The organism is Nonomuraea sp. ZG12, assembly GCF_052068115.1.
Taxonomy (GTDB): domain Bacteria; phylum Actinomycetota; class Actinomycetes; order Streptosporangiales; family Streptosporangiaceae; genus Nonomuraea.
On record NZ_JBQHCW010000020.1, the window covers coordinates 122,610 to 144,934 of the forward strand.

25 protein-coding genes are annotated in these 22,325 nt (G+C 72.4%); 12 read left to right on the forward strand and 13 right to left on the reverse strand.

Going from position 1 to position 22,325, the window contains the following annotated elements:
* Positions 1-188: 188 nt before the first annotated feature.
* The 4 genes from ACTMTF_RS37075 to ACTMTF_RS37090 all read right to left on the reverse strand — a co-directional run bounded on the left by ACTMTF_RS37075 (position 189) and on the right by ACTMTF_RS37090 (position 2,649).
* Positions 189-1,055 carry a zf-HC2 domain-containing protein gene (locus ACTMTF_RS37075; protein WP_441114870.1) on the reverse strand — a complete coding sequence of 289 codons (867 nt, stop codon included), beginning with the start codon at positions 1,053-1,055 and terminating at the stop codon, positions 189-191.
* A complete protein-coding gene (locus ACTMTF_RS37080) occupies positions 1,055-1,567 on the reverse strand; it encodes a sigma-70 family RNA polymerase sigma factor (RefSeq protein ID WP_441114838.1) in 513 nt (170 codons plus the stop codon). The genes ACTMTF_RS37075 and ACTMTF_RS37080 overlap by 1 nt, the downstream gene beginning before the upstream one ends.
* A gap of 88 nt (positions 1,568-1,655) precedes the next feature.
* The gene (locus ACTMTF_RS37085) at positions 1,656-2,321 is read right to left on the reverse strand and encodes an LmeA family phospholipid-binding protein (RefSeq protein ID WP_441114839.1); all 666 of its coding nucleotides are present in this window, start codon (positions 2,319-2,321) and stop codon (positions 1,656-1,658) included.
* A gap of 76 nt (positions 2,322-2,397) precedes the next feature.
* Complete coding sequence (locus ACTMTF_RS37090; RefSeq protein ID WP_441114840.1) at positions 2,398-2,649, reverse strand: MoaD/ThiS family protein; 252 nt, start codon at positions 2,647-2,649, stop codon at positions 2,398-2,400.
* A gap of 175 nt (positions 2,650-2,824) precedes the next feature.
* Here ACTMTF_RS37090 and ACTMTF_RS37095 point away from each other — a divergent pair, with 175 nt between their 5' ends.
* The 4 genes from ACTMTF_RS37095 to ACTMTF_RS37110 all read left to right on the forward strand — a co-directional run bounded on the left by ACTMTF_RS37095 (position 2,825) and on the right by ACTMTF_RS37110 (position 8,182).
* On the forward strand, positions 2,825-3,517 hold the full coding sequence (locus ACTMTF_RS37095; protein ID WP_397010993.1) for a response regulator transcription factor: 693 nt from the start codon (positions 2,825-2,827) through the stop codon (positions 3,515-3,517).
* 134 nt (positions 3,518-3,651) lie between these two features.
* Positions 3,652-7,104 carry a tetratricopeptide repeat protein gene (locus ACTMTF_RS37100; RefSeq protein ID WP_441114841.1) on the forward strand — a complete coding sequence of 1,151 codons (3,453 nt, stop codon included), beginning with the start codon at positions 3,652-3,654 and terminating at the stop codon, positions 7,102-7,104.
* An 82-nt stretch (positions 7,105-7,186) separates the two neighbouring features.
* The gene (locus ACTMTF_RS37105; RefSeq protein ID WP_441114842.1) at positions 7,187-7,555 is read left to right on the forward strand and encodes a hypothetical protein; all 369 of its coding nucleotides are present in this window, start codon (positions 7,187-7,189) and stop codon (positions 7,553-7,555) included.
* A 27-nt stretch (positions 7,556-7,582) separates the two neighbouring features.
* On the forward strand, positions 7,583-8,182 hold the full coding sequence (locus tag ACTMTF_RS37110; protein ID WP_441114843.1) for a dienelactone hydrolase family protein: 600 nt from the start codon (positions 7,583-7,585) through the stop codon (positions 8,180-8,182).
* On the opposite strand, the gene ACTMTF_RS37115 is transcribed toward ACTMTF_RS37110, so the two are convergent.
* Both ACTMTF_RS37115 and ACTMTF_RS37120 read right to left on the reverse strand, forming a co-directional pair.
* Complete coding sequence (locus tag ACTMTF_RS37115) at positions 8,166-8,711, reverse strand: N-acetyltransferase family protein (protein ID WP_441114844.1); 546 nt, start codon at positions 8,709-8,711, stop codon at positions 8,166-8,168. The genes ACTMTF_RS37110 and ACTMTF_RS37115 overlap by 17 nt on opposite strands.
* A gap of 11 nt (positions 8,712-8,722) precedes the next feature.
* Entirely contained in the window at positions 8,723-9,355 is a 633-nt protein-coding gene (locus ACTMTF_RS37120; RefSeq protein ID WP_441114845.1) for a DedA family protein, read from the reverse strand.
* A 195-nt stretch (positions 9,356-9,550) separates the two neighbouring features.
* Between ACTMTF_RS37120 and ACTMTF_RS37125 the strand changes: the two genes are divergently transcribed.
* From ACTMTF_RS37125 to ACTMTF_RS37145, 5 genes are read left to right on the forward strand one after another with little or no spacing between them, the layout of a single operon-like run.
* Complete coding sequence (locus ACTMTF_RS37125; RefSeq protein WP_441114846.1) at positions 9,551-10,150, forward strand: biotin transporter BioY; 600 nt, start codon at positions 9,551-9,553, stop codon at positions 10,148-10,150.
* Positions 10,151-10,157: 7 nt separating this feature from the next.
* On the forward strand, positions 10,158-11,657 hold the full coding sequence (locus ACTMTF_RS37130; RefSeq protein WP_441114847.1) for a class I adenylate-forming enzyme family protein: 1,500 nt from the start codon (positions 10,158-10,160) through the stop codon (positions 11,655-11,657).
* 43 nt (positions 11,658-11,700) lie between these two features.
* The gene (locus tag ACTMTF_RS37135; protein WP_441114848.1) at positions 11,701-12,825 is read left to right on the forward strand and encodes a thiolase family protein; all 1,125 of its coding nucleotides are present in this window, start codon (positions 11,701-11,703) and stop codon (positions 12,823-12,825) included.
* 35 nt (positions 12,826-12,860) lie between these two features.
* Positions 12,861-13,535: an energy-coupling factor ABC transporter ATP-binding protein gene (locus ACTMTF_RS37140; protein WP_441114849.1), complete on the forward strand. Its 675-nt coding sequence runs from the start codon at positions 12,861-12,863 to the stop codon at positions 13,533-13,535.
* 36 nt (positions 13,536-13,571) lie between these two features.
* Positions 13,572-14,189, forward strand: coding sequence for an energy-coupling factor transporter transmembrane component T family protein (locus ACTMTF_RS37145; RefSeq protein WP_441114850.1), 618 nt, complete (start codon positions 13,572-13,574; stop codon positions 14,187-14,189).
* Positions 14,190-14,210: 21 nt separating this feature from the next.
* Here the strand turns inward: ACTMTF_RS37145 and ACTMTF_RS37150 are convergent, their stop codons facing one another.
* Entirely contained in the window at positions 14,211-14,711 is a 501-nt protein-coding gene (locus ACTMTF_RS37150; RefSeq protein ID WP_441114851.1) for a MarR family winged helix-turn-helix transcriptional regulator, read from the reverse strand.
* Positions 14,712-14,816: 105 nt separating this feature from the next.
* Between ACTMTF_RS37150 and ACTMTF_RS37155 the strand changes: the two genes are divergently transcribed.
* On the forward strand, positions 14,817-15,692 hold the full coding sequence (locus ACTMTF_RS37155; RefSeq protein ID WP_441114852.1) for an EamA family transporter: 876 nt from the start codon (positions 14,817-14,819) through the stop codon (positions 15,690-15,692).
* Positions 15,693-15,781: 89 nt separating this feature from the next.
* On the opposite strand, the gene ACTMTF_RS37160 is transcribed toward ACTMTF_RS37155, so the two are convergent.
* Both ACTMTF_RS37160 and ACTMTF_RS37165 read right to left on the reverse strand, forming a co-directional pair.
* Positions 15,782-16,342, reverse strand: a complete 561-nt coding sequence (locus ACTMTF_RS37160) for a LuxR C-terminal-related transcriptional regulator (protein ID WP_441114853.1) — start codon at positions 16,340-16,342, stop codon at positions 15,782-15,784.
* Complete coding sequence (locus ACTMTF_RS37165) at positions 16,339-16,836, reverse strand: hypothetical protein (protein WP_441114854.1); 498 nt, start codon at positions 16,834-16,836, stop codon at positions 16,339-16,341. Before ACTMTF_RS37165 ends, ACTMTF_RS37160 begins: the two co-directional genes overlap by 4 nt.
* A 660-nt stretch (positions 16,837-17,496) precedes the next feature.
* Here ACTMTF_RS37165 and ACTMTF_RS37170 point away from each other — a divergent pair.
* Positions 17,497-18,012, forward strand: a complete 516-nt coding sequence (locus tag ACTMTF_RS37170) for a hypothetical protein (protein ID WP_441114855.1) — start codon at positions 17,497-17,499, stop codon at positions 18,010-18,012.
* On the opposite strand, the gene ACTMTF_RS37175 is transcribed toward ACTMTF_RS37170, so the two are convergent.
* A complete protein-coding gene (locus ACTMTF_RS37175) occupies positions 18,013-18,957 on the reverse strand; it encodes a DNA polymerase domain-containing protein (RefSeq protein WP_441114856.1) in 945 nt (314 codons plus the stop codon).
* A 78-nt stretch (positions 18,958-19,035) separates the two neighbouring features.
* On the opposite strand from ACTMTF_RS37175, the gene ACTMTF_RS37180 reads away from it, so the two are divergent.
* Complete coding sequence (locus tag ACTMTF_RS37180) at positions 19,036-19,839, forward strand: class I SAM-dependent methyltransferase (protein ID WP_441114857.1); 804 nt, start codon at positions 19,036-19,038, stop codon at positions 19,837-19,839.
* Between the two features lies 1 nt (position 19,840).
* On the opposite strand, the gene ACTMTF_RS37185 is transcribed toward ACTMTF_RS37180, so the two are convergent.
* The 3 genes from ACTMTF_RS37185 to ACTMTF_RS37195 form a co-directional block, all read right to left on the reverse strand.
* Complete coding sequence (locus ACTMTF_RS37185) at positions 19,841-20,392, reverse strand: DUF2690 domain-containing protein (protein WP_441114858.1); 552 nt, start codon at positions 20,390-20,392, stop codon at positions 19,841-19,843.
* Positions 20,393-20,486: 94 nt separating this feature from the next.
* The gene (locus ACTMTF_RS37190; protein WP_441114859.1) at positions 20,487-21,668 is read right to left on the reverse strand and encodes a sensor histidine kinase; all 1,182 of its coding nucleotides are present in this window, start codon (positions 21,666-21,668) and stop codon (positions 20,487-20,489) included.
* Positions 21,665-22,309 (reverse strand): LuxR C-terminal-related transcriptional regulator, encoded by a 645-nt coding sequence (locus tag ACTMTF_RS37195; protein WP_441114860.1) that lies wholly within the window; start codon positions 22,307-22,309, stop codon positions 21,665-21,667. The genes ACTMTF_RS37190 and ACTMTF_RS37195 overlap by 4 nt, the downstream gene beginning before the upstream one ends.
* Between the last annotated feature and the right edge of the window lie 16 nt (positions 22,310-22,325).

A 22,325-nucleotide genomic window follows, 5' to 3' on the forward strand; every position in this document is an offset into this window, starting at 1 on the left:
TCGGCCGGAACACCCACAGACCGGGTCGAGGCCCACCGGGAGGACCCCACAGGCCCGCGCCGGGCGGTGAAGTCGCGCAGTCGCCCGTCGCGGCGGAGCCGTACCAGCCCGATCACCGACCCCAGCGCCAGCGTCACCAGCACCACCCACAAACCCGTCATCTCCGGTGCAACCACCCAGAGCGCCGTTTACTTCCGCACGGGCACCGTGACGAGCGTCCTGCCGGTCGCGTCGACGACCTCGAACCGGACGATCGACTCCATCGGGATCCGCGTCGAACGCGGGAAGACGGCCTTGTCCTCGTAGGTCTTGCGGCTGATCGTCCATGACTGGGTGCGCTCCCGCTGCCCGTCCGCGCCGACGACCAGGAGCCTCAAGGTCGTGCCCACGGGCACGCCGTCGATCCGTACCAGGAGATCCGTCCCCCCACCCGCCGGGCTCGCGGACACCGTGGCGCGGTAGCCGGCGGCCTCGTCGGCCCCGGCGAACTCCTCGCCCTCCACCGTCCGCAGCAGACTGGGCGCTTCGGACCGGCTCGGGGTCGGCTTCGGGCTCGCACTCGGGAGCGCCCTCTTGGCCTCGACGGACGAGTCGGCCTCGTCGGACGCGCTCGCATCGTCCTCGGCGCTCCTGTCCTCCGAGGCGACGTACGGCGCGGCCTCCCGCTGAGGGCTGTCGGCCACGGGCGCCGAGGCGCCGCTCTGCGCGCCCCCGCCCTGCTGGGTGACGGTCCACACCGTGCCGCCGACGACCAGCACCGCCGCGGAGGCCGCCACGGCGATCAGCAGCCGCCCGCGCCTGTGCCGCCTGGCGCGGTCCCGCAGCAGCCGGTCGAGCAGCAGCCGATCGAGCACCTGCCGCGGCGGGCTGGCCACCAGCACGACGTCCGCCTCGGAGACCTTGCCCAGGAACCCCGCGACCCCTTCGAGGTCCAGCAGTTCCGCGCCGCACTCCTCGCAGGTGGCCACATGGGTGTCGATCTCCTCGGCCTCTTCGGGCTCCAGCGCGCCGAGCGCGTGCGCGCCCAGCGCCAGCCGGACCTCCTCACACGTCATCACGGCGCGAGCCCCCGCTCCTGCAGCGCGAGCTTGAGCGCCCGCAGCGCGTAGTAGGTGCGCGACTTGACGGTGCCCGGCGGGATGCCGAGCTTCGCCGACGCCTCCCTCACCGATCTCCCCCGGTAGTAGACCTCCATGAGCACGTCCCGATGCTCGGGCCGTAAGGCCGCGAGCGCCTCCGCCACGGCCCACGACTCGACCGCGCGCTCCAGCTCGTCGTCGGCGGGCAGCACGGCCAGCGCCTCGTCACCGGTCTCCGGTGGCCGCGCCTTGCGCGCCCGGTGCTGGTCGACGACGATGTTGCGCGCCACTGTGAACAGCCACGCGCGGATGGGGCGGTCGGCGAGCGCGTCAGGGTGCCGCCAGGCCCGCAGCAGCGTCTCCTGCACGACGTCCTCCGCCCGTCCCGAGTCACCCGTCAGTCGCAGCACGTATCCGTACAGTGGCCCGGCGTGCTCGTCGAACAGGGTCCTCACGAGTTCCTCGTCGGCGGTGTCAGCTGGGCTCACACCCTCATGACGTACGGCACGGCGTCCCGGTTCGATGTCAGCCACAGATGTCATCCACGGGGTCATCCACGGTGGTCATCCACAGCGGTCATCCACGCAGCGGCACGTCGGTCGCCTCGGCGGTGAACTCCAGGCCGTCGGCCACGTTCCGCACGCCGGTCACCTTCACGTCGAAGGGCAGCTTGCCCTGGAACGGGATCGTGTAGTTGACGAAGCCCGCGACCTGGTCGGGCACGCCCTCGATCTTCTCCGCCTGGAGCCTGATGCCGCCGTCGACGAGCTCCACCCGCATCTCGGCGTCGAACTTCACCTTGTTCGCGCCGACCGTCAGCTCGCCGGAGGCGACGAGCCGCTCGCCGTTCCCGGTGATCTTCACGCCCTTCGGGGCGTGCGCGTCGATCGTCGCCCTGCTCAGGGTGCCTCGTACGGTCAGCCGCTCGGCCCTGATGTCGGCCCGGTTCTGCAGGACGTCGGCCAGCGGGGCGGTGACGCCGTAGGCGGCGCCGCGCAGGCCGCTGACCGGCACGTCACCGTAGCGAACCGTGCCGAGGTCGAACCGCACCTCCGGATAGTGCCCGGAGACGGCCTGGGTGAGGAAGGGGATGCCTTCGATGGTGACGGTGGGGGCGTTGTCGAGGTCGGCCGACGCAGCGATCCTGTTGGCGAGGTCACGTTGCACGCCGGCGACGGCGACACGGTCGACGACGACGAGAAGGACGATCAACACCATCAGGAATACGAGCAGCTTGCGCATCGGGCTCCCTGTCTCATGCGGGGGTCATGAGCTTATCGACCAGACTCAAGCCTCATTCCCCACCAAAGCGGCCGTTTCACCCGCCCGCGAACGGCGGCAGCACCTCCACCGTCACCCCGTCGCCGAGAATCACCTCGTCATGCGGTCGTTTTCCCACCGGAGAACCGTCGATCAGAAACGAGGATCTGGTCACGACACGCGCGAGCTCTGGGCGGTTTTCTGTGATTTGCGTCATGAGTTCGCCCAGTGTGGCGGCGTGGAACGACTCCTCGGCGACTCCGGCCGCTTCCTTCGCCGCCGCCCAATATCGCACTTTTCCCATGGCCATAGGCTCCTCACCCTCGCTCAGGAACCATTGTGCGTCGCGATTAACCTGACCGTTTCACGGTAGGTGCTGTTCACTCGGTGGACGCGCAATGGACTCCGGTTACTCGTGGGATATCCTCGCCTACGGGACCTGGGCGATGTAGCCCCCGGGTCCTTGCGTGTTTGAGGAGGCCGATATGAGCAACCTGCTCCTGCTGACCAACGCCCTCGAGCCGTCCGCTGAGGTGCTGCCGGCGCTGGGGTTGCTGCTCCACTCGGTCCGCGTCGCGCCGGCCGAGGCGTCCGCGCTCATCGACGCGCCACCCTCCGACGCCGTCGTGGTCGACGCCCGTAAGGAGCTGGCGCATGCCAAGAGCCTGTGCCGGCTGATCCGCACCACCGGCATCGACTGCCCCCTGCTGGTGATCGTCACCGAGGGCGGGCTGGCGGCGATGACCGCCGAGTGGGGGGTCGACGACGTGCTGCTCGACAGCGCGGGCCCGGCCGAGGTGGAGGCGCGGCTGCGGATGGCCATCGGCCGCATCTCGCAGGCGGCCGCGGAGGACGTGCCCGACGAGATCCGCAGCGGTGACCTGTCGATCGACGAGGCCACCTACACCGCCCGGCTGCGCGGCCGGGTGCTCGACCTCACGTTCAAGGAGTTCGAGCTGCTCAAGTACCTCGCCCAGCACCCCGGCCGGGTGTTCACCCGCGCCCAGCTGCTGCAGGAGGTCTGGGGCTACGACTACTTCGGCGGCACCAGGACCGTGGACGTGCACGTGCGGCGGCTGCGCGCCAAGCTCGGCACGGAGTACGAAGCGCTCATCGGCACCGTGCGCAACGTCGGCTACCGGTTCGTGCCCGACCGCGCCGAGCAGGCCCACGTGTGAGAGCCGCCGGCGATATTGACAGGCGCCTCCGTCCGGAGTGCACTGTTGTGACAGATCTTCCGTAGATCTGTCATGTGACTGTCGCGTCGCGGACACCGCCGTCCCGGGGATTGACCGGAGACTGGGTGGTGTCGGTGGATCTGTTCAGGTCGCTCGTCGACGAGGGCGCCCGCCCCCGGGTCTATCGGCGTAACGAGTACATCTGCTCGCCGCTGCGCGCCGCCAACCGCGTCTACCTGCTCGACTACGGCTACGCGCGGGAGTACGTACCGGCCGGGGACCGTGAGGTCATCCACGACCTGCGCGCCGGCGGGGATCTCGTCGGCGAGCTGGCGTTCTGGAACGCCGGCGAGCGGGTGCGGATCGACGCGCTGACCGAGGTGCGGGCCTGGCCCATCGACATGCGGCGGCTGCGCGAGCACGTCGCGGCGGCCCCCGGCGTGGCGACCGCCCTGGTGCAGGAGCTGTTCGCCAGGAACCTGACCGCCCGCAGGCATGAGGCGCTGGCGCGGGCGCCGGTGGCGGCGCGGCTGGCCGTGTGGCTGCTGAACCTGGACGAGCGTTACGGGCTGGCCTCCGAGAGCGCGCCGCCGCTGTCCATGGAGACGCTGGCCGACCTGGTCGGCAGCTCTCCCGACGTGGTGCAGCGGCAGCTCGCCCAGTGGGCGCGGCGCGGCTGGGTGGTGCGGCCGGGGTACCGGCGGCTGCGGATCGCCGACCCCGTCGCGCTACGCGGCGCCGCGGGGAGCTGGGAACATCTGGCCGCCCGATGGGAGGGGCGGATCACCGCGTTCCTCAGCAAACCCGGCGCGCCCGCCGAGCCGATGCTCGCCGGCGAGGTGCCGCGCCCCGCTCAGTTGCCCGCCGACCTGCCGGACTTCACCGGGCGGCAGCAGAGCCTGGACCAGCTGACCGGCTGGCTGGAGCGGCCCCGCAGGACGAACACGATGGTGGTCCAGGGCCTGCCGGGAGTGGGGAAGACGGCGTTGGTCACCCACTGGGGGCACGTGCACGCCGACCGGTTCCCCGACGGGCAGATCGTCATCGACCTGCGCGGCCAGTCGCCCAGCCAGCCGCCGATGACCCCGGCCGAGGCGCTCGGGCAGATCCTGCGCTCGCTCGGCGTGGGCGAGCACATGCCCGCCGCCGACGAGGCCGAGCTGATGCTGCTCTACCGGAGCAGGCTCGCCGGTCGCAAGCTGCTGCTCATCCTGGACAACGCCGCCGACCCGGCGCAGGTGCGGGCGCTGCTGCCGGGCAGCAAGGACTGCGTGGTGGTGGTGACGAGCAGGACCAGGATGGCGCCGCTGCGCGCCACCGGGCACGCCGACCTGATGGACCTGCCGGTGCTCGATCCGGGCAACGCGGTGGCGCTGCTGGTGGCCCTGCTGGGCGAGGACTCGCCACGGGCGGCCGACCGTGACGGGCTGGCCGAGCTGGCCCGCGTCTGCTCCTACCATCCGTTCGCGCTGCGCATCTCGGCGGCCAAGCTGGCCGAGCATCCGGAGCTCAGCGTGGCCTCCAGGGTGCAGGAGCTACGCCGGCCGGATCGGCACCAGACGTTCTCCGGCGACCCGGAGGAGGCCTTCCGCTCGGCGCTCGACCTGGCCTACGAGTCGCTCAACCCGCCGCAGCGCCGCGCCTTCCGGCATGTCGGACTGCTGCCGGGCGGCCCCTTCGCGCCGGAGGTGCTGGCCGCCGCGCTGGGCGTGCCGGTGAGCGAGGCGGTCATGGCGGTGGAGGGACTGCACCGGGCGTATCTGGTCGAGCCGATGCCGGGGCCCCGCTACCGGGTGCACGACCTGGTCAAACGGCTCGCCAGGGAGCTGGGCAGGCACGCCGAGGCGGGGGTGCGCGAGGCGCGGGTGCGGCTGCTCGACCACTACCTGACGGTCGCCGCCGCCGCTGACACGCCGGTCGAGTGGTTCGAGGCCGAGCGACGGGCGCTGGTCTCGGTGGTGCGGCTGGCGGAGGAGTCGGGCGCGCACGGCCTCGCCTGGCAGCTCGCCGAGGCGGTGTTCGAGCCGTTCAGGCGGCTGCGCTACTACGAGAACAACCTGGAGATCCAGCAGACCGGGCTCCGCTCCGCGCAGCGGATCGGCAACCGGCGGGCCATCGCGCGCATGCGCAGCCACCTCGGCTCGATCCACCGCGACATCGGCCCGTCGACCACCGCCGCCCGGCACATCGGCGAGGCGCTGGCCGACTTCGCCACGCTCGGCGACCGCGAGGGGCGGGCGCGCGCGCTCAACGACCTCGCCGACGTGCACGGCATCGCGGGCAACAGCGAGGACGCGCTCACCTGCGCGGCCGAGGCGCTGGAGCTCTACCGGGAGATCGGCGACCCGGCCGGCGTCGCCGGGAGCCTGCACACGCTCTCCCGGCTGCACCTGTCGCAGGAGCGGCACGAGCTCGCGCTGGAGCACGCCGGGCAGGCCCTGGAGCTCTACCGGGAGATCGGCGACCTGGCCGGGATCGCGCAGAGCCAGATCATCCTGGCCAGGGTGCGGCAGAGCCTCGGCGAGCCGAACGCCGCGCTGTCTGAGGGGCTGGACGCGCTGTCCATCTGCCACCGGCTCGGCGACGAGCACGCCGAGGCCGAGACACTGCTCTGCCTGGCCGAGATCTACGACTCGCTGCGGCTGCCGCAGGACGCCCAGCGGGACGCCGAGCGGGCGCTGGCCGGCTACACGGCCACCGGTGACCAGCACGGATGCGGACGCGCCCTGTGCACGCTGGGCCGCATCGCGCGCAACGGCTCCCGCTACGACGAGGCCCTGGACCACTACGAGCAGGCGCTGGCCGTACAACTTGAGCTGCACCATGAGCAGGGCAAGGCCGAGACGCTGGGGGACATCGGGCTGGTGCACTGGCGGCTGGCCGACTACCTGCGCGCGGACGACTACCTGAACCAGGCGCTGGCGATCAGCCGGGTGATCCGTGACCTGCCCGTCGAGGCGCGCATGCTGAACCGGCTGGCGCGGGTGCGGCGGCGGCAGGGGCTGCCGCAGGTGGGGTTCGTGTACGCGCTGGAGGCGCTGGACATCGTGCAGGGCATCGGCAACCGCCGGGCCGAGGCGGACGTCCAGGAGACGCTGGCGTACACGTACCTCTCGCTGAACCTGCACGGCGACGCGCTGCGGGCGGCCAAGGCGTCGCTGGCGCTGCGGGAGGAGGCCCGCGACAACAGGGCCAGCGCGCTGCTGTCGGTCGCGCAGGCGCTGCACCTGGCGGGCCGGACGGCGGAGGCGGTCGGGTACGCCAGGCGGACGGTCGAGTCGCAGCACCGGAGCGGCACGCGGGATCGGTGGGCGGCCGCGCTCACCACGCTCGCCATGATCCTGCTGGACCTCGACCGGCCGGACGAGGCGTACGTGCTCGCCTCCCAGGCCCGGGAGGTGCACCTGGACTGCGGCACCCGCCGTGACCTGGGCTGTGCGCTGCGGGCGCTGGGCCTGATCCAGTGGCGGCGCGGCGACGCGGCCTCGGCGGTACGCCACCTGGGCGAGGCGGTGCGGATCCTGGACGAGGTGGGCGATGTGTTCGAGTCGCGGAAGGCCGCCGCAGAACTCCGCGAAATGTCGTGATTTTCTAAGTCTTAGGTCGCAGATCTTCTCCGGCATCTCCCGTTAGCTGGCGTCACAGCAACGTCAAGCGGAGGTGATCCGGATGCTCAGAAATTCTCTGCGTCGAGACCTGTGGTCGCTCAAGCGGCAGGCCAGTAAGGACAGGTGGATCACGCTCGCGCTGCTCGCCGGGGTGCCCGCCGCCTGGCTGCGCCAGCTCTCCCCCGGCGACGCGATGCCCGTCTCCGGGCTGCTCTTCGCCCTGTCCGGCGCGCTGCTCGCCGGCTCGGCCACGGCCTGGCTGATGTCGGCGTACTTCCTGGCCCGCTCGGCACGGCGGCGGCGCGAGCCGGTCGAGACGCTGCGCCTGGTCTCCAGGGCCTCCCTGGCCAAGGAGTGGGCGTTCACCGCGCTCGGCTGCTACGGCTCCTGGCATGTCCTGCAGTTCGTGACCGCGCTGTTCCTGGGGTAGGAGCCTGGTGACGGGGAGGTGCGGCAGATGGTCGTCGAGGTCTCGGGGCAGCTGGTGGTGCCCGATCAGGCGCGGGGCGTGGTGCTGTTCGTGCACGGCAGCGGGAGCAGCAGCCGCAGTCCGCGCAACCGGTACGTGGCCGGCGCGCTCAACGAGGCGGGGCTGGGCACGCTGCTGTTCGACCTGCTGACACCGGAGGAGGAGGCCGACCGGGCCAACGTGTTCGACATCGAACTGCTGGCCGGCCGGCTGCTCCAGGCGACGGACCGGGTACGGGAGGAGCCGACGGCGGCGGGGCTGCCGATCGGCTACTTCGGCGCCAGCACCGGCGCCGGCGCCGCGCTGTGGGCGGCGGCCGAGCCGGGCGTGGAGGTCGCCGCGATCGTCTCCAGAGGCGGGCGGCCCGACCTGGCCGGGGCGCGGCTGGCGGACGTACGGGCGCCCACGCTGCTCATCGTCGGCGGCCACGACGAGCAGGTGGTCGAGCTCAACCAGGAGGCGCGGCGCCACCTGCGCTGCGAGAGCCGGCTGGAGATCGTGCCGGGGGCCACCCACCTGTTCGAGGAGCCGGGCGCGCTGGAGCGGGTCGCGGGGCTCGCCGGCGACTGGTTCACCGATCGCCTGTGACCTCCTGTACGGCGGCCGGGCTCCAGGTGTACTCCAGCATGTCCAGGTCGAACCCGGCGTGGAAGCGCTCCACGTACGCCTTGCCGGCGCTGCCTCCCATGCGCTCGTAGAAGGCCCGCGCCGGGGTGTTGTCCCGCAGCACGTCGAGGTAGACCGGCTGGTCCGGGTGGTGCTCGGCCGCCCAGCCGAGGCCGCGGAGCATCAGGCGGCGCCCGATGCCCGAGCGCTTGCTGCCGGGCCGTACGTGCAGGTTGTCGAGCAGGATCCGCTCGTCCCGCTGCGGGGTGAGGTAGGCGAAGGCGGTGATGTCCTGGTCGTCGCCCTCGGCCACCAGGAGGCAGGAGGGCGGCCCGCCGTTGAGGTAGCGCTCGCTGTCGACCCTGGCCTGCCACAGCTCCAGGTTGATCGCGAGCAGCGGGCCGTCGAGATAGTCGGCCGGCATGATGCCGGCATAGGCCGCTCGCCAGCTCTCGGTGTGCAGCTCCGCGATCGATTCCACATCGTCCGCGGCGCCTGGTCGGATGGTCACGAACGCCCAGGTTACCCCTGGGGCGCCTTGCGCCTCTCCGACAGCCGCTTCCACACGAACACCCCGACGGCCAGCACCACCAGCCCGATCACCACGTACGTGATGACGCCGACGTAGGTCTCCACCAGCGACCACTGCTCGCCGAGCAGGTAGCCGCCCATGACCAGCAACGTGTTCCAGATGAAGCTGCCCATCGCGGTGAACACCACGAACGTGACCAGCGGCATGCGCTCCACCCCCGCCGGGATGGAGATCAGGCTCCTGAAGATCGGGATCATGCGCCCGAAGAAGACCGTCTTGCGGCCATGATCGGCGAACCAGGCCTCGGTCTTCCGCACGTCCTCGGACTTGACCAGCGGGACCTTGGCGACCAGGGCGTGCATGCGGTCCCGGCCCAGCAGCGCGCCGAGGCCGTAGAGCACCAGCGCCCCGACCACCGAGCCCACCGTCGTCCAGAGCAGCACCTGCCACAGGACCAGGTCGCCCTTGCTCACCGTGAACCCCGCCAGGGGCAGGATGACCTCGCTGGGCAGCGGAGGGAACAAGTTCTCCAACGCCACCGCGATGCCCGCGCCAGGAGCGCCCAGCGTCTCCATCAGCCCCGTCGCCCACTCGGCGATCCCGCCAAGACCGCTGGATGCCATCGCCGTCCTCTCGTCGCAGGTATCTCTAGCCAGGACGGGCCCATCTATGCCTGCGCGCCCGCATCGATCTCCGGGCGCCCCCATCCGCCTGCGACATCTCTGACAAAGGAACGTTGTGGCAACCCGCTATGCATGTACCCGGGCGTAGTGGTGTGGGATCGGATCCGCACCCCGAACGCGGATCGAGGAGATGGAATGCCCCACTTCCGGCTGTTGACCGCCGCTGACGTGGCCCGGGTCGCCGTCTTCGCGGCGCTGATCGCCGTACTCGGCCTGCCCGGCGCCCTGAACGTCTTCGGCAGCGCGGTGCCGATCACCCTCCAGACGCTGGGCGTCATGCTCGCCGGCGCCATCCTCGGCTCATGGCGGGCCGCCCTCGCCGTGGCCGTGCTGATCGCGCTGGTGGCGGTGGGGCTGCCGCTGCTGGCCGGCGGGCGGGGCGGGCTGGCGGTGTTCGCGACGCCGACGGTGGGCTTCCTGCTGGGCTGGCTGCCCGGCGCGGCCCTCACCGGCTGGATCGTCGAGCGCGGCGGCCGCAGCCCGAGCTTCGTCCGGCTGCTGGTAGCCTGCCTGGCCGGTGGCATCGGGGCGGTCTACCTCGTCGGAGTGCCGATGTGGGCGGTCGTCGGAGGGGTCACGCTGGGCCAGGCCGCCCTGCTGACCGCGGCCTTCCTCCCCGGCGACCTCGCCAAGGCGGTGCTCGCCACGATCGTGGCCAGAGGAACCCAGCGGGCCTACCCCGACGCCGTCCCAGCTGTGTACTACGACCGCCTCAGAGCCGGCAAGGAGAACTGAACCGGGCATGCCAGTCGCAGCGCAGGTCATGTGGCACGCCGCCACCCACCCCGACCGCCCCGCCGTGCGCGGTCCCCGGGAGGAGCTGACCTATGCCGCACTCGCCCGCCGGATCCACCGCACGGCCGCCCACCTGGCCACCCGCTTCCCCGGCCCCGGCGCACTCGCGGCGATCACCCTGACCGACCCGGTCGGCCAGCTCACCGCCGCCCTCGCCATCGACCTCCTCGGCGGCACCCCACTCCTCTGCGACCCCACACACCTGAAGACCCTCCTGGCCACCCCTCTCGGCGACACCCCCCAGCCCCACACCCCGGCCCGGATCGGCGCCCTGGGGGACACACCACGGCCGCACGCCCCGGTCTCCGCCGACGCTCTCGGGGGCAGGCCGCTGCTGGATGACGCCGGGCGGGGTCTCGTCGGTCTGGTCGTCGATGCGCTGCCTTCCGCGGCGGCAGGGCGCGACGTGCCGATGCACCGGCCCGCGCCCGGCGATCTGGCCTGGGCGTGCTTCAGCTCCGGCAGCACCGGCCGCCCGCGCGCCGTCGTCCGTACCCGGGGGTCGTGGACCGGCTCCTTCGCGCCGCTGAGCGAGCTCACCGGGATCGGCGGCGGCGACGTCGTGCTGGTGCCCGGTCCCCTGCTTTCCTCCCTGTACGGTTTCGCCGCCGTGCACGCGCTGGCCGTCGGCGCGACCGTCCTGGCACCGGGCCGCTGGTCCCCCGGCTCCCTGCCGGGCCTGCTGCGCCGGGCGACCGCCGTGCACCTGGTGCCGCACCACCTGCCCGAACTGCTGGAGGCGCTGCCCGACGGCGCCCCGCTGCGGACGGCGGTGATCGGCGGCGCCGCCCTGGCTCCGGGGCTGCGTGAGCGCGCGGCGACCGCGGGCGTGCACGTGGTGTCCTACTACGGCGCCACCGAGCTGTCCTTCGTGGCCGTGGACGCCGACGGCCGGGGGCTGCGGCCGTTCCCCGGTGTGGAGATCGAGGTCAGAACGCCACCCGGCGGACCACTCGGCGAGGTGTGGGCGCGCTCCCCCTGGCTGGCCGAGGGCTACCTGGCCGGCGCGGCGGGTCCGCTGCTGGCCGACGGCGACGGCTGGATGAGCGTCGGCGACGTGGCCGCCCCCTACCTGCCCGGTGAGGTGCTGCGGCTGCGTGGCCGGGGCGGTGGCGCCATCCAGACGGGTGGAGCCACCGTCGTGCCGGAGGACGTGGAGGCCGTGTTCAGGAGCGTGGCGGGCGTCGGCGACATCGTGGTGGTCGGCTCACCGCACCCGGACCTGGGCGCGGTCGTCACCGCGATCGTGGAAGCAGCCGCCGACGGCCCGCCCGTGAGAGCGGCCCTGGAGGCGATCGCCCGCGGCGGCCTGGACGCGGCGCAGCGCCCCCGCCGCTGGTACACGATCAACGCCCTCCCCCGCACCCCCTCAGGCAAGCCCGCCCGCGATCTCGTAGCCGCCCGCCTCGCCGACGGCGACGACCCCAACCTCCGCAGACTCCCATGACCCGCCACACCACCACCCTGGGCGGGTCGTCATGACGCGCGACATGCCTGTCGTCGTGGCGGCTCGGCGGACTGCGGTCGGCACGGCGGGGCATGCGTTCAAGTCGGTGACGGCGGACCGGCTGGCTTCGCCTGTCATCGCCGCGGTCGCCCGGGATGTGGCGGGCTCGGGGCTGCCCGTCGACGATGTGGTGCTGGGTAACTGCATGGGGCCCGGCGGGAATCTGGCGCGGGTATCAGCGCTCGGGGCGGGGCTGGATTCGTCCGTGCCGGGGGTCACGATCGACCGGCAGTGCGGGAGCGGGCTGGCCGCCGTCCTCCTCGCGGGGCAGGCCGTACGCAGTGGTGAGATGGATCTGGTCATCGCCGGAGGGGCCGAGAGCGCCTCCACCGCACCGGTGCGCGCGTATCGGGGCGGTGAGCCGTACGAGCGGGCGGCCTTCACCCCGGCGGGACATCCGGACCCGGACATGGGCGCGGCGGCCGAGGCGCTCGGCGTCGCGCGCGGCGTGCGGCGGGACCGGCAGGACGACTACGCGTGCGCCAGCCACGCCAAGGCGGTGGCGGCCCGTGAGGCGGGCCGGTTCGACGAGGAGATCGTCCCGGTGGCGGGCCGCGACCGGGATCAGCGGCCGCGTCCGCTGCGCCCGGCGTCGCTGGCGCGGCTGCCAGGAGCGTTCGTGCCCGGAGGCGCGGTGACGGCGGGCAACTCCGCCCCGAACAGCGACGGCGCGGCGGCGGTCGCCGTGCTGCCCGAGCGGCTGCGGGCCGGGCTGCCAGGGCTGCGGCTGCTGGCAGGCGCGGTGGTGGGCTCCGATCCGGAGTTGCCCGGCTGGGGGCCGGTGCCCGCCGTGAGACGCCTGCTGGAGCGTACGGGAGTGAGCATGGAGCGGATCGAGGCGGTGGAGATCGTGGAGGCGTTCGCGGCGCAGACGCTGGCGGTGACCGACGCGCTCGGGCTCGACCCGCTGGAGGCGGACGGCGCGCGGGTGTGCGCCGACGGCGGGGCGCTGGCGCTCGGTCATCCGTGGGGGGCGAGCGGCGCGGTCGTGGTGACGCGGCTGTTCAGCAGGCTCGTGCGCGGGGGCGCGCCGAAGGGGACGCTGGGGCTGGCGACGGCAGCGGTCGGCGGCGGCCTCGGCGTCGCCGCCCTGTTCGAGGTGGCCTAAGTGATCGGGCTGGTGGACGTGTCGAGGGGGCGTGCGTGATCGAGCTGGTGGACGTACGGGTGCGGCTGGGGCAGCGGGACGTGTTGCGGGGCGTCAGCGCGTCGCTGTCCGAGCGGCGGGTCGGCGTGGTCGGCGCCAACGGCTCCGGCAAGAGCACGCTGGCGCGGCTGTTCAACGGGCTGGCCCTGCCGACCTCGGGCAGCGTCACGGTGTTCGGCGAGGACACGCGGCGGCGGGCGGCCAAGATCCGGCGGCGGGTCGGGTTCCTGTTCACCGACCCGGACGCGCAGATCGTGATGCCGACCGTGGCCGAGGACGTCGCCTTCTCGCTGCGGCGCCGGAAGCTGTCCGGTGATGAGGTGCGGGGCAGGGTCGAGGAGGTGCTGGCCCGCCACGGCCTGGCGGGGCACGCCGATCACCCCGCCCACCAGCTGTCCGGCGGTCAGAAGCAGCTGCTCGCGCTCTGCTCGGTGCTGGTGCTCGAGCCGGAGATCCTGGTCATGGACGAGCCCACGACGCTGCTTGACCTGCGCCATTCGCGGCAGGTCGCCGAGGCGCTGCGCGACCTGCCGATGCAGGTGATCGTGGTCACCCACGACCTGCCTCTGCTGGCGGGGTTCGACCGGGTGCTCGTGCTGGACGAGGGCCAGATCGTGGCGGACGGCACGCCGGAGTCGGCCATCGGCCACTACAGGAAGCTCATGACGTGAGTGGACGTGAGTCGGCGTGAACGGGCCCGAGGGGGTGTGAACGGGGTGAACGGGCTCGCCGGTGCCTACGTGCCGGGTGACTCGCCGTTGCACCGGCTGCCGGTCGGCGTCAAGTTGCTGGGGCTGGCGGCGGCCTGCACGGTGCTTGTCCTGTTGCGCTCGCCGTGGGCGATGGCGGTCGCCGCGGGCGTGGTCGGGCTGCTGTTCGCGGTGGCGCGGGTGGGGGTCGCGGCGGCCTGGGCGCAGGTCCGCCCGGTCCGGTGGTTCGCCGTGGCGTTGTTCGGCATGCAGCTGGTCTTCGCCGACGTGCCGAGCGCGGTGCTGATCACGTCCAGGGTGGTGCTGGCGGTGGCGCTGGCCGGGCTGATCACGCTGACCACCAGGACCTCCGCGATGATGGCGGCCCTGGAGCGCGGCCTGTCGCCGCTGCGCCGGGTGGGGCTGGATCCGTTCCGGCTGTCGCTCTTGCTCTCCCTCACCATCCGCAGCGTGCCGGTCATCGCGGGCCTGGCGGCACGCGTCCGTGAGGCGCAGCGCGCGCGTGGGGTCGAGTGGAGCATGCGCGCCTTCGCCGTGCCGCTGGTGGTCAGCGCGCTACGGCACGCCGACGCGCTGGGTGAGGCCCTGAGCGCGCGCGGGCTGGACGACGACTGAGGCGATCACTCCAGCGCCGTGTCACTCCAGCGCCGTGTCGCCGAGGGATTCCAGGAGGCCGCGCAGCAGCACCACGAGGTGGTCGCGGTCGGCGGGGGCGAGGCCGGACAGCAGCCGCGCCTCGTTCGCCACGTGCGCCGTGAGCAGCTCGTCGATGAGCTCCAGGCCGCGCTCGGTGAGCCGGATGCGCACGGTCCTGCGGTCGCCGCTGTCGCGGACGCGCTGGACCAGGCCCTTCGCCTCCAGCTTGTCGATCCTGTTGGTGATCGCGCCCGAGGTGACCATGGCCGCCTTGAGCAGCGCCCCCGCCGTCAGCTCGTACGGCGCGCCGGAGCGGCGGAGCGTGGCCAGCACGTCGAACTCGAAGCTCTCCAGCCCGTGCTCGGCGAACAGGTCCCGGAGCCCGCGCTCCAGCAGGCGCGACAGCCGTGAGACACGGCCGACGACCTCCATCGGCCACACGTCCACGTCGGGCCGCTCCCGCCGCCACTGCGCGGTCAGCGCGTCCACCGCATCGCTCATCGGCCGTCCTCTCAGCATTGACTATCTCAACATTAAGATATTTGACACGCATAGACTGGCCATGGTCTTATCTCAACGTTAAGATTATCAATGCAAAGGCATCCCATGACCACCCTTGCCGCACCCCCGCGCACCCGGACGACCGACCTCCTGTTAGCGGCACTGGCACCGGTGAGCTGGGGCACCACCTACGTGGTCACCACCACCCTGCTCCCCCCGGACCGGCCGCTGCTCGCCGCCACCCTGCGCGCCCTGCCCGCCGGCCTGGTGCTGCTCGCGGCCACCCGCAGCCTGCCCTCCGGATCGTGGTGGTGGAAGTCGGCGGTGCTCGGCCTGCTCAACTTCGGCGCCTTCTTCCCGTTGCTCTTCTTCGCCGCCTACCGGCTGCCGGGCGGAGTCGCCGCCACCATCGGCTCGGTCCAGCCGCTGATCGTGGCGTTGCTGTCGGTGCTGATCCTGGGGCTCGTGCCGGGCCGGGCCATGCTGTACGCGGCGCTGGCGGGCACCGGTGGCGTCGCCCTGCTGACCCTGACCTCCGAGGCCCGGCTGGACCCGCTCGGCATCGCCGCCATGCTCGCCGCCACCTCGCTCATGGGCATGGCCATGGTGCTGGCCAAGAAGTGGGGCCGCCCCGCGTCACCGCTCAAGATGACCGGCTGGCAGCTGACCATCGGCGGCCTGGTGCTGGTCCCCATCACCCTCGCCGCCGAAGGCGTGCCCACCTCCCTCACCGCCACGAACGTCCTCGGCTTCGCCTACCTGGGCGTCTTCGGCACCGCCCTCGCCTACGCCCTGTGGTTCCGCGGGATCGACCGGCTGACCCCCACCTCGGTCTCACTGCTCGGCCTCACCAACCCGCTCGTCGCCACCATCGCCGGGCTCGTCGTCCTCGGGCAGACCCTCACCGGCTGGCAGATCGCCGGTTTCACCATCGCGCTCGGCGCCCTCGTCGCCGGCCAGACGTTCTCCAGAAAGGCATGAGGCCGAGCAGGTCGGCTCTTGCGGGCATGCATTCAGGTGGGGCTGGACCCCGTTCCGCCGGCGCGCGTACGTGACGCGCGGCGCGCGGGCTACAGCGGCGGATTCGTCCCTGGCCGGACGATCCCGCTCTCGTAGGCGAAGATCGCGATCTGCACGCGGTCGCGAAGGCCGAGCTTGTTCAGGATCCGTCCGACGTGGATCTTGACGGTGCCCTGGGTCACTCCCAGCACGGCGGCGATCTCGGCGTTGGAGTGGCCACGGGCGACCTCGCCCAGGACGTCGCGTTCGCGATCGGTGAGCCGGGCCAGCCGATCGCCGGCCGCGGACCGGCCGGTCGCAGGGTCGGGCAGGTGCGCGGCACAGACCTCCAGCAGTCGACGGGTGACGGCCGGGGAGATGACGCTGTCGCCGTCGACCACGGCCCTGATGCCGCTGAACAGGTCGGCAGGCGGGACGTTCTTCAGCAAGAACCCGCCGGCCCCGGCGCGGAGCCCGGCGAAGACGTACTCGTCAAGGTTGAAGGTCGTCAGGAGGAGCACCCGTGCCTCCGGAAGCTCCGCGACGATCTGACGGGTGGCCTCAAGGCCGCCGTCCATGACGGGCATGCGCACGTCCATCAGCACGACATCGGGCCGCAGCGCCCGGGTCATCGCCACCGCCTGTGCGCCGTCGCCCCCTCGCCGACCACGTCGAAGTCGGCTTGGCTGTCAAGCGCCATGCGCAGCCCCAGCCGCAGCTGGGAGGCCCGGATGCCCACGAGCGCGGCGAGGTAGGCCATGGTGATGACCGCGCCCGTCACCGCTCTGACGGTGTCACCGGTCAGCGCGCCGACCACCAGCACGGTCACCGCCGCCTGCGCCAGCCCGGCGCCCAGCACGAACGCGACGGCGCGGGACCGGGCGACAGCCTGGCGGCGGCCCACCGCCCACATGGCCGTCGCCACCGCCAGGGCGCCGTAGAGCACCGTCAGCGGCCAGGGGGCCGTCACCACCCCGGCCAGGATCTGCACTCCGAGCAGCACACCGGCGTACACCCCCGTCCCGGCGGCGACGTCCCGCCACGCGAAACCGTACTGCGCCGCCGGAACCGGCGTTCTCGGCAGATGCCTGGCCCCCGCCCAGACCAGCGCGGCCACGCCGAGCACGACGGCGAGGTGGATGACGAACGTGCCGCCGTCCTGGGCGCGGTCGTCCCCCCACAGCAGGAAACCTGGCCAGGCCCAGCCCTACGACGACGACCCCGAGGACCCACAACGCCCAGGCCGGCAGCCACGGCCGCCCGGCCTTCTTGGGGAAGAGCAGGTCCACGACGAGGACCGGGGTGATCATGGAGAACAGGCCGTGCCACGGCAGCAGGTAGGACATCAACGGGATACGCAGGCCGGCCATCAGCCCGTAGTCGGCGTAGGTCGGGTCGTGGGGGTCGAGTGGGTGGTACAGCGTCTCGGAGATCAGGCCTTCGTTGAACAGCCCATAGATCATGCCCAGGGCGTACAGCCCCAACAGGCCGTAGCCGCGCCGGACCGCGACCTCACGCAGGACGAGGATCGGCAGGCCGTACACGAAGATCATGAAGGCGAGGAACATACCAGGCTGCAGGAACATGGTCACCGGCATCGATCCGCTGAAGACCTCCGCCAGTAACGGCGCAAGAACCATCAAGGCCAGGATCGGCTTCCAGCCGTCTCGTTTCACTGTCACCTGATCGACGCTAGAAGGCGCCCACCCGCCGGACGACTACCTCCTGAGGCATAGGGGATCCTCCACAGGGACGAGCTCCCCGCACTGGGCATACATTGAGTCGGATGCGACGCGTACATGTGGTGGGCAACTCCGGCTCCGGCAAGTCCACGCTGGCCGCGTCGCTCAGCGGGCGGCTGGGGGTGCCGTGGCTGGAGCTCGACTCCGTCTTCCACATGCGCGACTGGACTCCTCGCCCGGTGGGGGAGTTCCGCGAGGAGGTGGACCGGTTCACGGCGGCCGGCGGCTGGGTGGTCGACGGCAATTACTCAGCCGTACGCGACATCGTCTGGGCTCGTGCCGACACCGTCGTCTGGATCGACCTGCCCAGGCACACGATCATGCGCCGGCTGCTGCGCAGGACGCTGCACCGGATGGCCACCGGGACGGAGCTGTGGAACGGCAACCGGGAGCGGTTCCGGTTCCTCTTCCAGAAGGACGAGTCGATCCTTCGCTGGGCGTGGATCCAGCACGAGAAGTACCGCGAGCGCTACCGCCAGGCGGCGGAGGATCCGGCCAACGCCCATCTGCGGTTCGTGCGCGTCACCTCCCGGGAGGACATCGGGCGGCTGCTGGGGTGATCAGTCGCCGCGCTTGGCGCGGGCGCGGCGCTTGCCCTCGTGCATGGCCTGGACGCGGGCGATCGGGATGGTGTGGCCCTCCTCGATCAGGTCGGCGGGCAGCGCCTGCGGCTCGGGCATGTGCTCCGCCCAGGGGTCGCCGTCGCCGAGCAGCCCCGGCGCGGTGCGGAGGGTGAAGTCGCCGGGCGTCACCCGGTCGAGGTCGTCCCACGACACGGGGAAGGACACCGGCGTGCCGGGCCGGATGCGCGGGCTGTACGCGGCCACCACGGTCGCCCCGCCGGCCCGCGTGGAGTCGAGGAAGACCTTGCCCTGGCGGTCCTCGCGGATGAAGGCGGTGGTGCCGAGCGCCGGATCGACGCGCTCGGCCCGCGCGGCGAGCGCCCGGGTGGCCGCCGCCAGATCGTCCATCGCGAGGCCGGCCACCACCGGCACGAACACGTGCACGCCCTTGGCCCCGCTGGTCTTGACCGCGCCCGCCAGCCCGGCGTCGTCCAGCGCCTGCCGCACCAGCCCGGCGGCCCGCACCACCAGCTCGAACGCCTCCCCCTCCGGCGGGTCGAGGTCGAGCACCAGGTGCGTGAAGTGGTCCCCGGCCACCAGCGCCGGGTGATACTCGACCGCCCGCTGGTTGGCGAACCACAGCAGCGTCCGGCGGTCGTCGCACAGCGCGTAGGTGACCCGCCGCTGGGACGCCTCCGCCCAGATGCTGACCGAACCGATCCAGGACGGGGCGTACTTGGGCAGGTTCTTCTGCATGAACGGCGCCTGGCCGGGCCGCACGCGCTGCACCGACAGCGGCCGGCCGCGCAGGACGGGGAGGATGCGGTCGCTGACCGCGTCCAGATAGTCGACCAGATCCCGTTTCGTGGCATCAGCGCCGTCGAAGAGCGGCTGATCGAGGTTGGTCAGCGGCACACCGTCCCGCGTCTCATCGCTGGTCACCCGGCCCACGATAGCCGGGGTTCGTGGGCATGTGCGGGCCTTGGGTGGGCATGCCTGGTTCCGGAAGGAGCGCTGAGCATGAGCGAACTCGAAGCCCTGAAGGAACGGCAGCGGAAGACGTGGGCCAGCGGCGACTACGCCAGGATCGCCTGGCTGACCGTCCCGCTGGCCGACGCCCTGTGCGACGCGGCGGAGCTGCGGCCGGGCTCCACCGTGCTCGACGTGGCGACCGGGACCGGGCACGTGGCGCTGGCCGCCGCCCGCCGGTTCTGCCACGTGACCGGCATCGACTACGTGCCCGCCCTGCTCGACCGCGCCCGCCGGCGGGCCGGGGCGGAGGACCTGGAGATCGACTTCCGCGAGGCGGACGCGGAGAACCTGCCCTTCCCCGACGCGTCGTTCGACTATGTGCTGTCGGCGATCGGGGTGATGTTCACCGCCGACCACCAGCGGGCGGCGGACGAGTTGCTGCGGGTGTGCAGGCGTGGGGGCCGGGTGGCCACGGCCAGTTGGACGCCTACCGGGTTCGTCGGCGGGATGCTCAAGGTCGTCGGCCGCTACGCGCCCCCGCCTCCCGGCGCCCTGCCGCCGACGCGCTGGGGCACCGAGGAGACGATGCTCGACCTGCTCGACGAGGGGTGCCAGGAAGTGACGTTCACGAACGCCACGGTGACCCAGCGGTTCCTCTCGCCGGAGCACTACGCCGACTTCTTCCTGGAGCACTACGGCCCGACGGTCAAGGCCGCCGAACGGCTCGGCGAGGAGGAGCGGCGGGCCTTCCACCGCGACCTGATCATCCTCGCCGAGCAGTCGAACCGCGCCACCGACGGGACCCTGGTGCACGACTGGGACTACCTGATCACCGTCGCCACCCGCGCCTGAGTCAGATGAACGCCGTGCAGACGGCGGACCTGCCCACGCTCGCGCCGCCCAGCGGGCGGACCGGGAGGGCCCGTTCCACGCACGCTCTCGCCGGGACGGCGGTGCCGACATAGACCTGATCGGAGTAGATGATCCCGGTGCCCTCGTCGCCGCCGGAGTAGCGGGTGCGTGTCTTGTCCTGACCGGCCTTGCCGGTGAACGCCGGGTCGCGCTCGACCCACACCCGGTAGGAGTCGCCCTGGCCGCGCTTGACGAACCGCGCCCAGTTAACCTCGCAGGTCCGCTTGCCGTTCACCAACCGGCCGGGACCGTAGTGCAGCTCGATCGTGCCGCCGTACGCGGGCACGGTGGCGTTCGCGATCCACGGGATGTACGCGCCGTAGGTGCAGCGGGTGGCGATCGGGTCCCTCCCGTCGCAGCGCTCGCCGTGGCAGTCGCCGCCCGCCACCCTCCCGGGTGGCGGCGAGGTGGCCCCGCTCGCCCCCGTGACAGGGAACAGGGCCAGGGACAGGGTCAGTCCCATCAGTACGGTCGGCAGCCGGTGGGGTCGCATCGATGCCTCCAAGGGGGTCGGCTGATTCCCGTTGATTGTGGACAGAGGTCCCCGTCCGGATCTGTCATGCGGCCTGTCGGCAATTGGGAGACGGTCATCCGTCCTGCGGGAGCGGGATCCGTACCGAGACGTGCGTACCCTCGCCGGGTTCGGCCTCGATCCGGGCGTCGCCGCCGGTCGCGCGGACCCGTTCGACGATGGAGCGGGCGATGCCGAGGCCGGTGGTGGGCGCCGTCGCGTCGAAGCCCCGGCCCTGGTCCAGCACGCTGAGGGTCACCGCGCCCGCGCGGCACTCGGCCCGGACGACGGCGTGGTCGACGCCCGCGTGCTTGCTGACGTTGGTCAGCGCCTCGCGCAGCACTCCGGTCAGCGCCTCCACGATCTCGGCCGGCATCCGCTCCCGCTCCGGCGCCGCGCGCAACCGGCCCGCGTTGAACTCCACCCGCAGCCCGCCGCCGACGGCCTGCCGTACGGTCTCCTCCAGGGCGGCGAGCACGTCGGTGGCCGGGTCGCGGTCGTCGCCGCGCAGGTAGGCGCGCAGCCACCGGGACTCCTCGGCGACCCGCGCCCGGACGCCCTCGTCGGCGATCCAGCCGTCGCGGGCCAGCGCCTCCATCGTCTGCAGGATGCGGTCGTGCAGGTTGCGCGCGGTCCGGCCGCGTTCGCGTTCGCGGGACAGCTGCGCCGAGCGCTGAAGCTCCTCGGCCCGCGCCAGGTCCAGGTCACGGGCGCTGCGGGTGAGCAGCCTGGTGACGTACCCGACCATGAACGCGTTGGTGGCCAGGCCCGCGACGTGCGGCAGCGCCTGCCACCAGGCCGGCTCCGCGAGCACGAAGCCGAGCAGCAGCGAGCCGCCCAGCGCGGCGGTCCAGGCCACGATCGCGGCCGGCGTGCGGAAGGTGATGCCGATGAGGATGGCCGTCAGGAGGGCGTACGGCAGGGCGGTGCCCGGCCAGCCGTTGGTCATCTCGTCGCCCGCCCACCACGCGATCGCCGGGACGGCCGCGGTCACGATCGCCAGGTCCACGGCGACCAGGCCGCGCGGCGGGAACGCGCCCGTGGCCAGGATCAGCGCGCAGACGCCCAGGCCGCTCAGCAGCATCGCGCCCAGCAGGTACGGCAGCGGCCCGATCGTCATCCAGCGCCAGTCGCCGAGCAGCTCGATGGATCCGCACAGGACCAGCGCGCCCACCTGGACGACGATCATGCTGACGGCGCGGGTCCGCTCGATCCCGGCGACGGCGGACGGCGGCGGGCGGACACCCGCCCCGGTCATCGCCCGTCCCGGCGTTCGAGGCGGTTCAGCGCGGCGCGGGTGAGCTGGGCCTTGTTGCCGACCTGGAGTTTGGCCCTGATCCGCTCGACGTAGGTGTCGACGGTGGCCTTGCTCACTCCCATCCTGCGGGCCACCTGGGCGTGGGTGAAGCCCTGGGCGATGTAGGAGAGCGTCTCCTCCTCCCTGGCCGACAGCTGGGGGTGCCCGGCACCGGGTTGCGCGGCGGGCGGCGCGGCGGCGTCGAGTTCGCTCTGCACGATGTCGGCCAGCCCGGCCGACAGGTAGAAGCCGCCGGACGCCACGGTACGGACGGCCGCGACGATGAGCTCGGCCGGAGCGTCCTTGGTGACGTAGCCGTTGGCGCCGGAACGGACGGCGGCGAGCACGTCGGCGGGCCGCCCGGAGGCGGAGACGACCAGGACGCGGGTGACGGCCGACAGCTCCCTGACCGCCTCGACGCAGGGCTCGTCGGTGGCGAGGTAGAGATCGAGGATCAGCACGTCGTAGTCGGCGTCGGGGCCGCGCAGGTCGCCGACGCTCGCGCCGCGCAGGACCACCTGGAGATCCTCGAACCGGTGGAGCAGGAACTCCAGCCCATGCCGGATCAGCTCATGATCGTCGATCACGGCGATCCGGATCACGTCTTGCTCCGTTGAA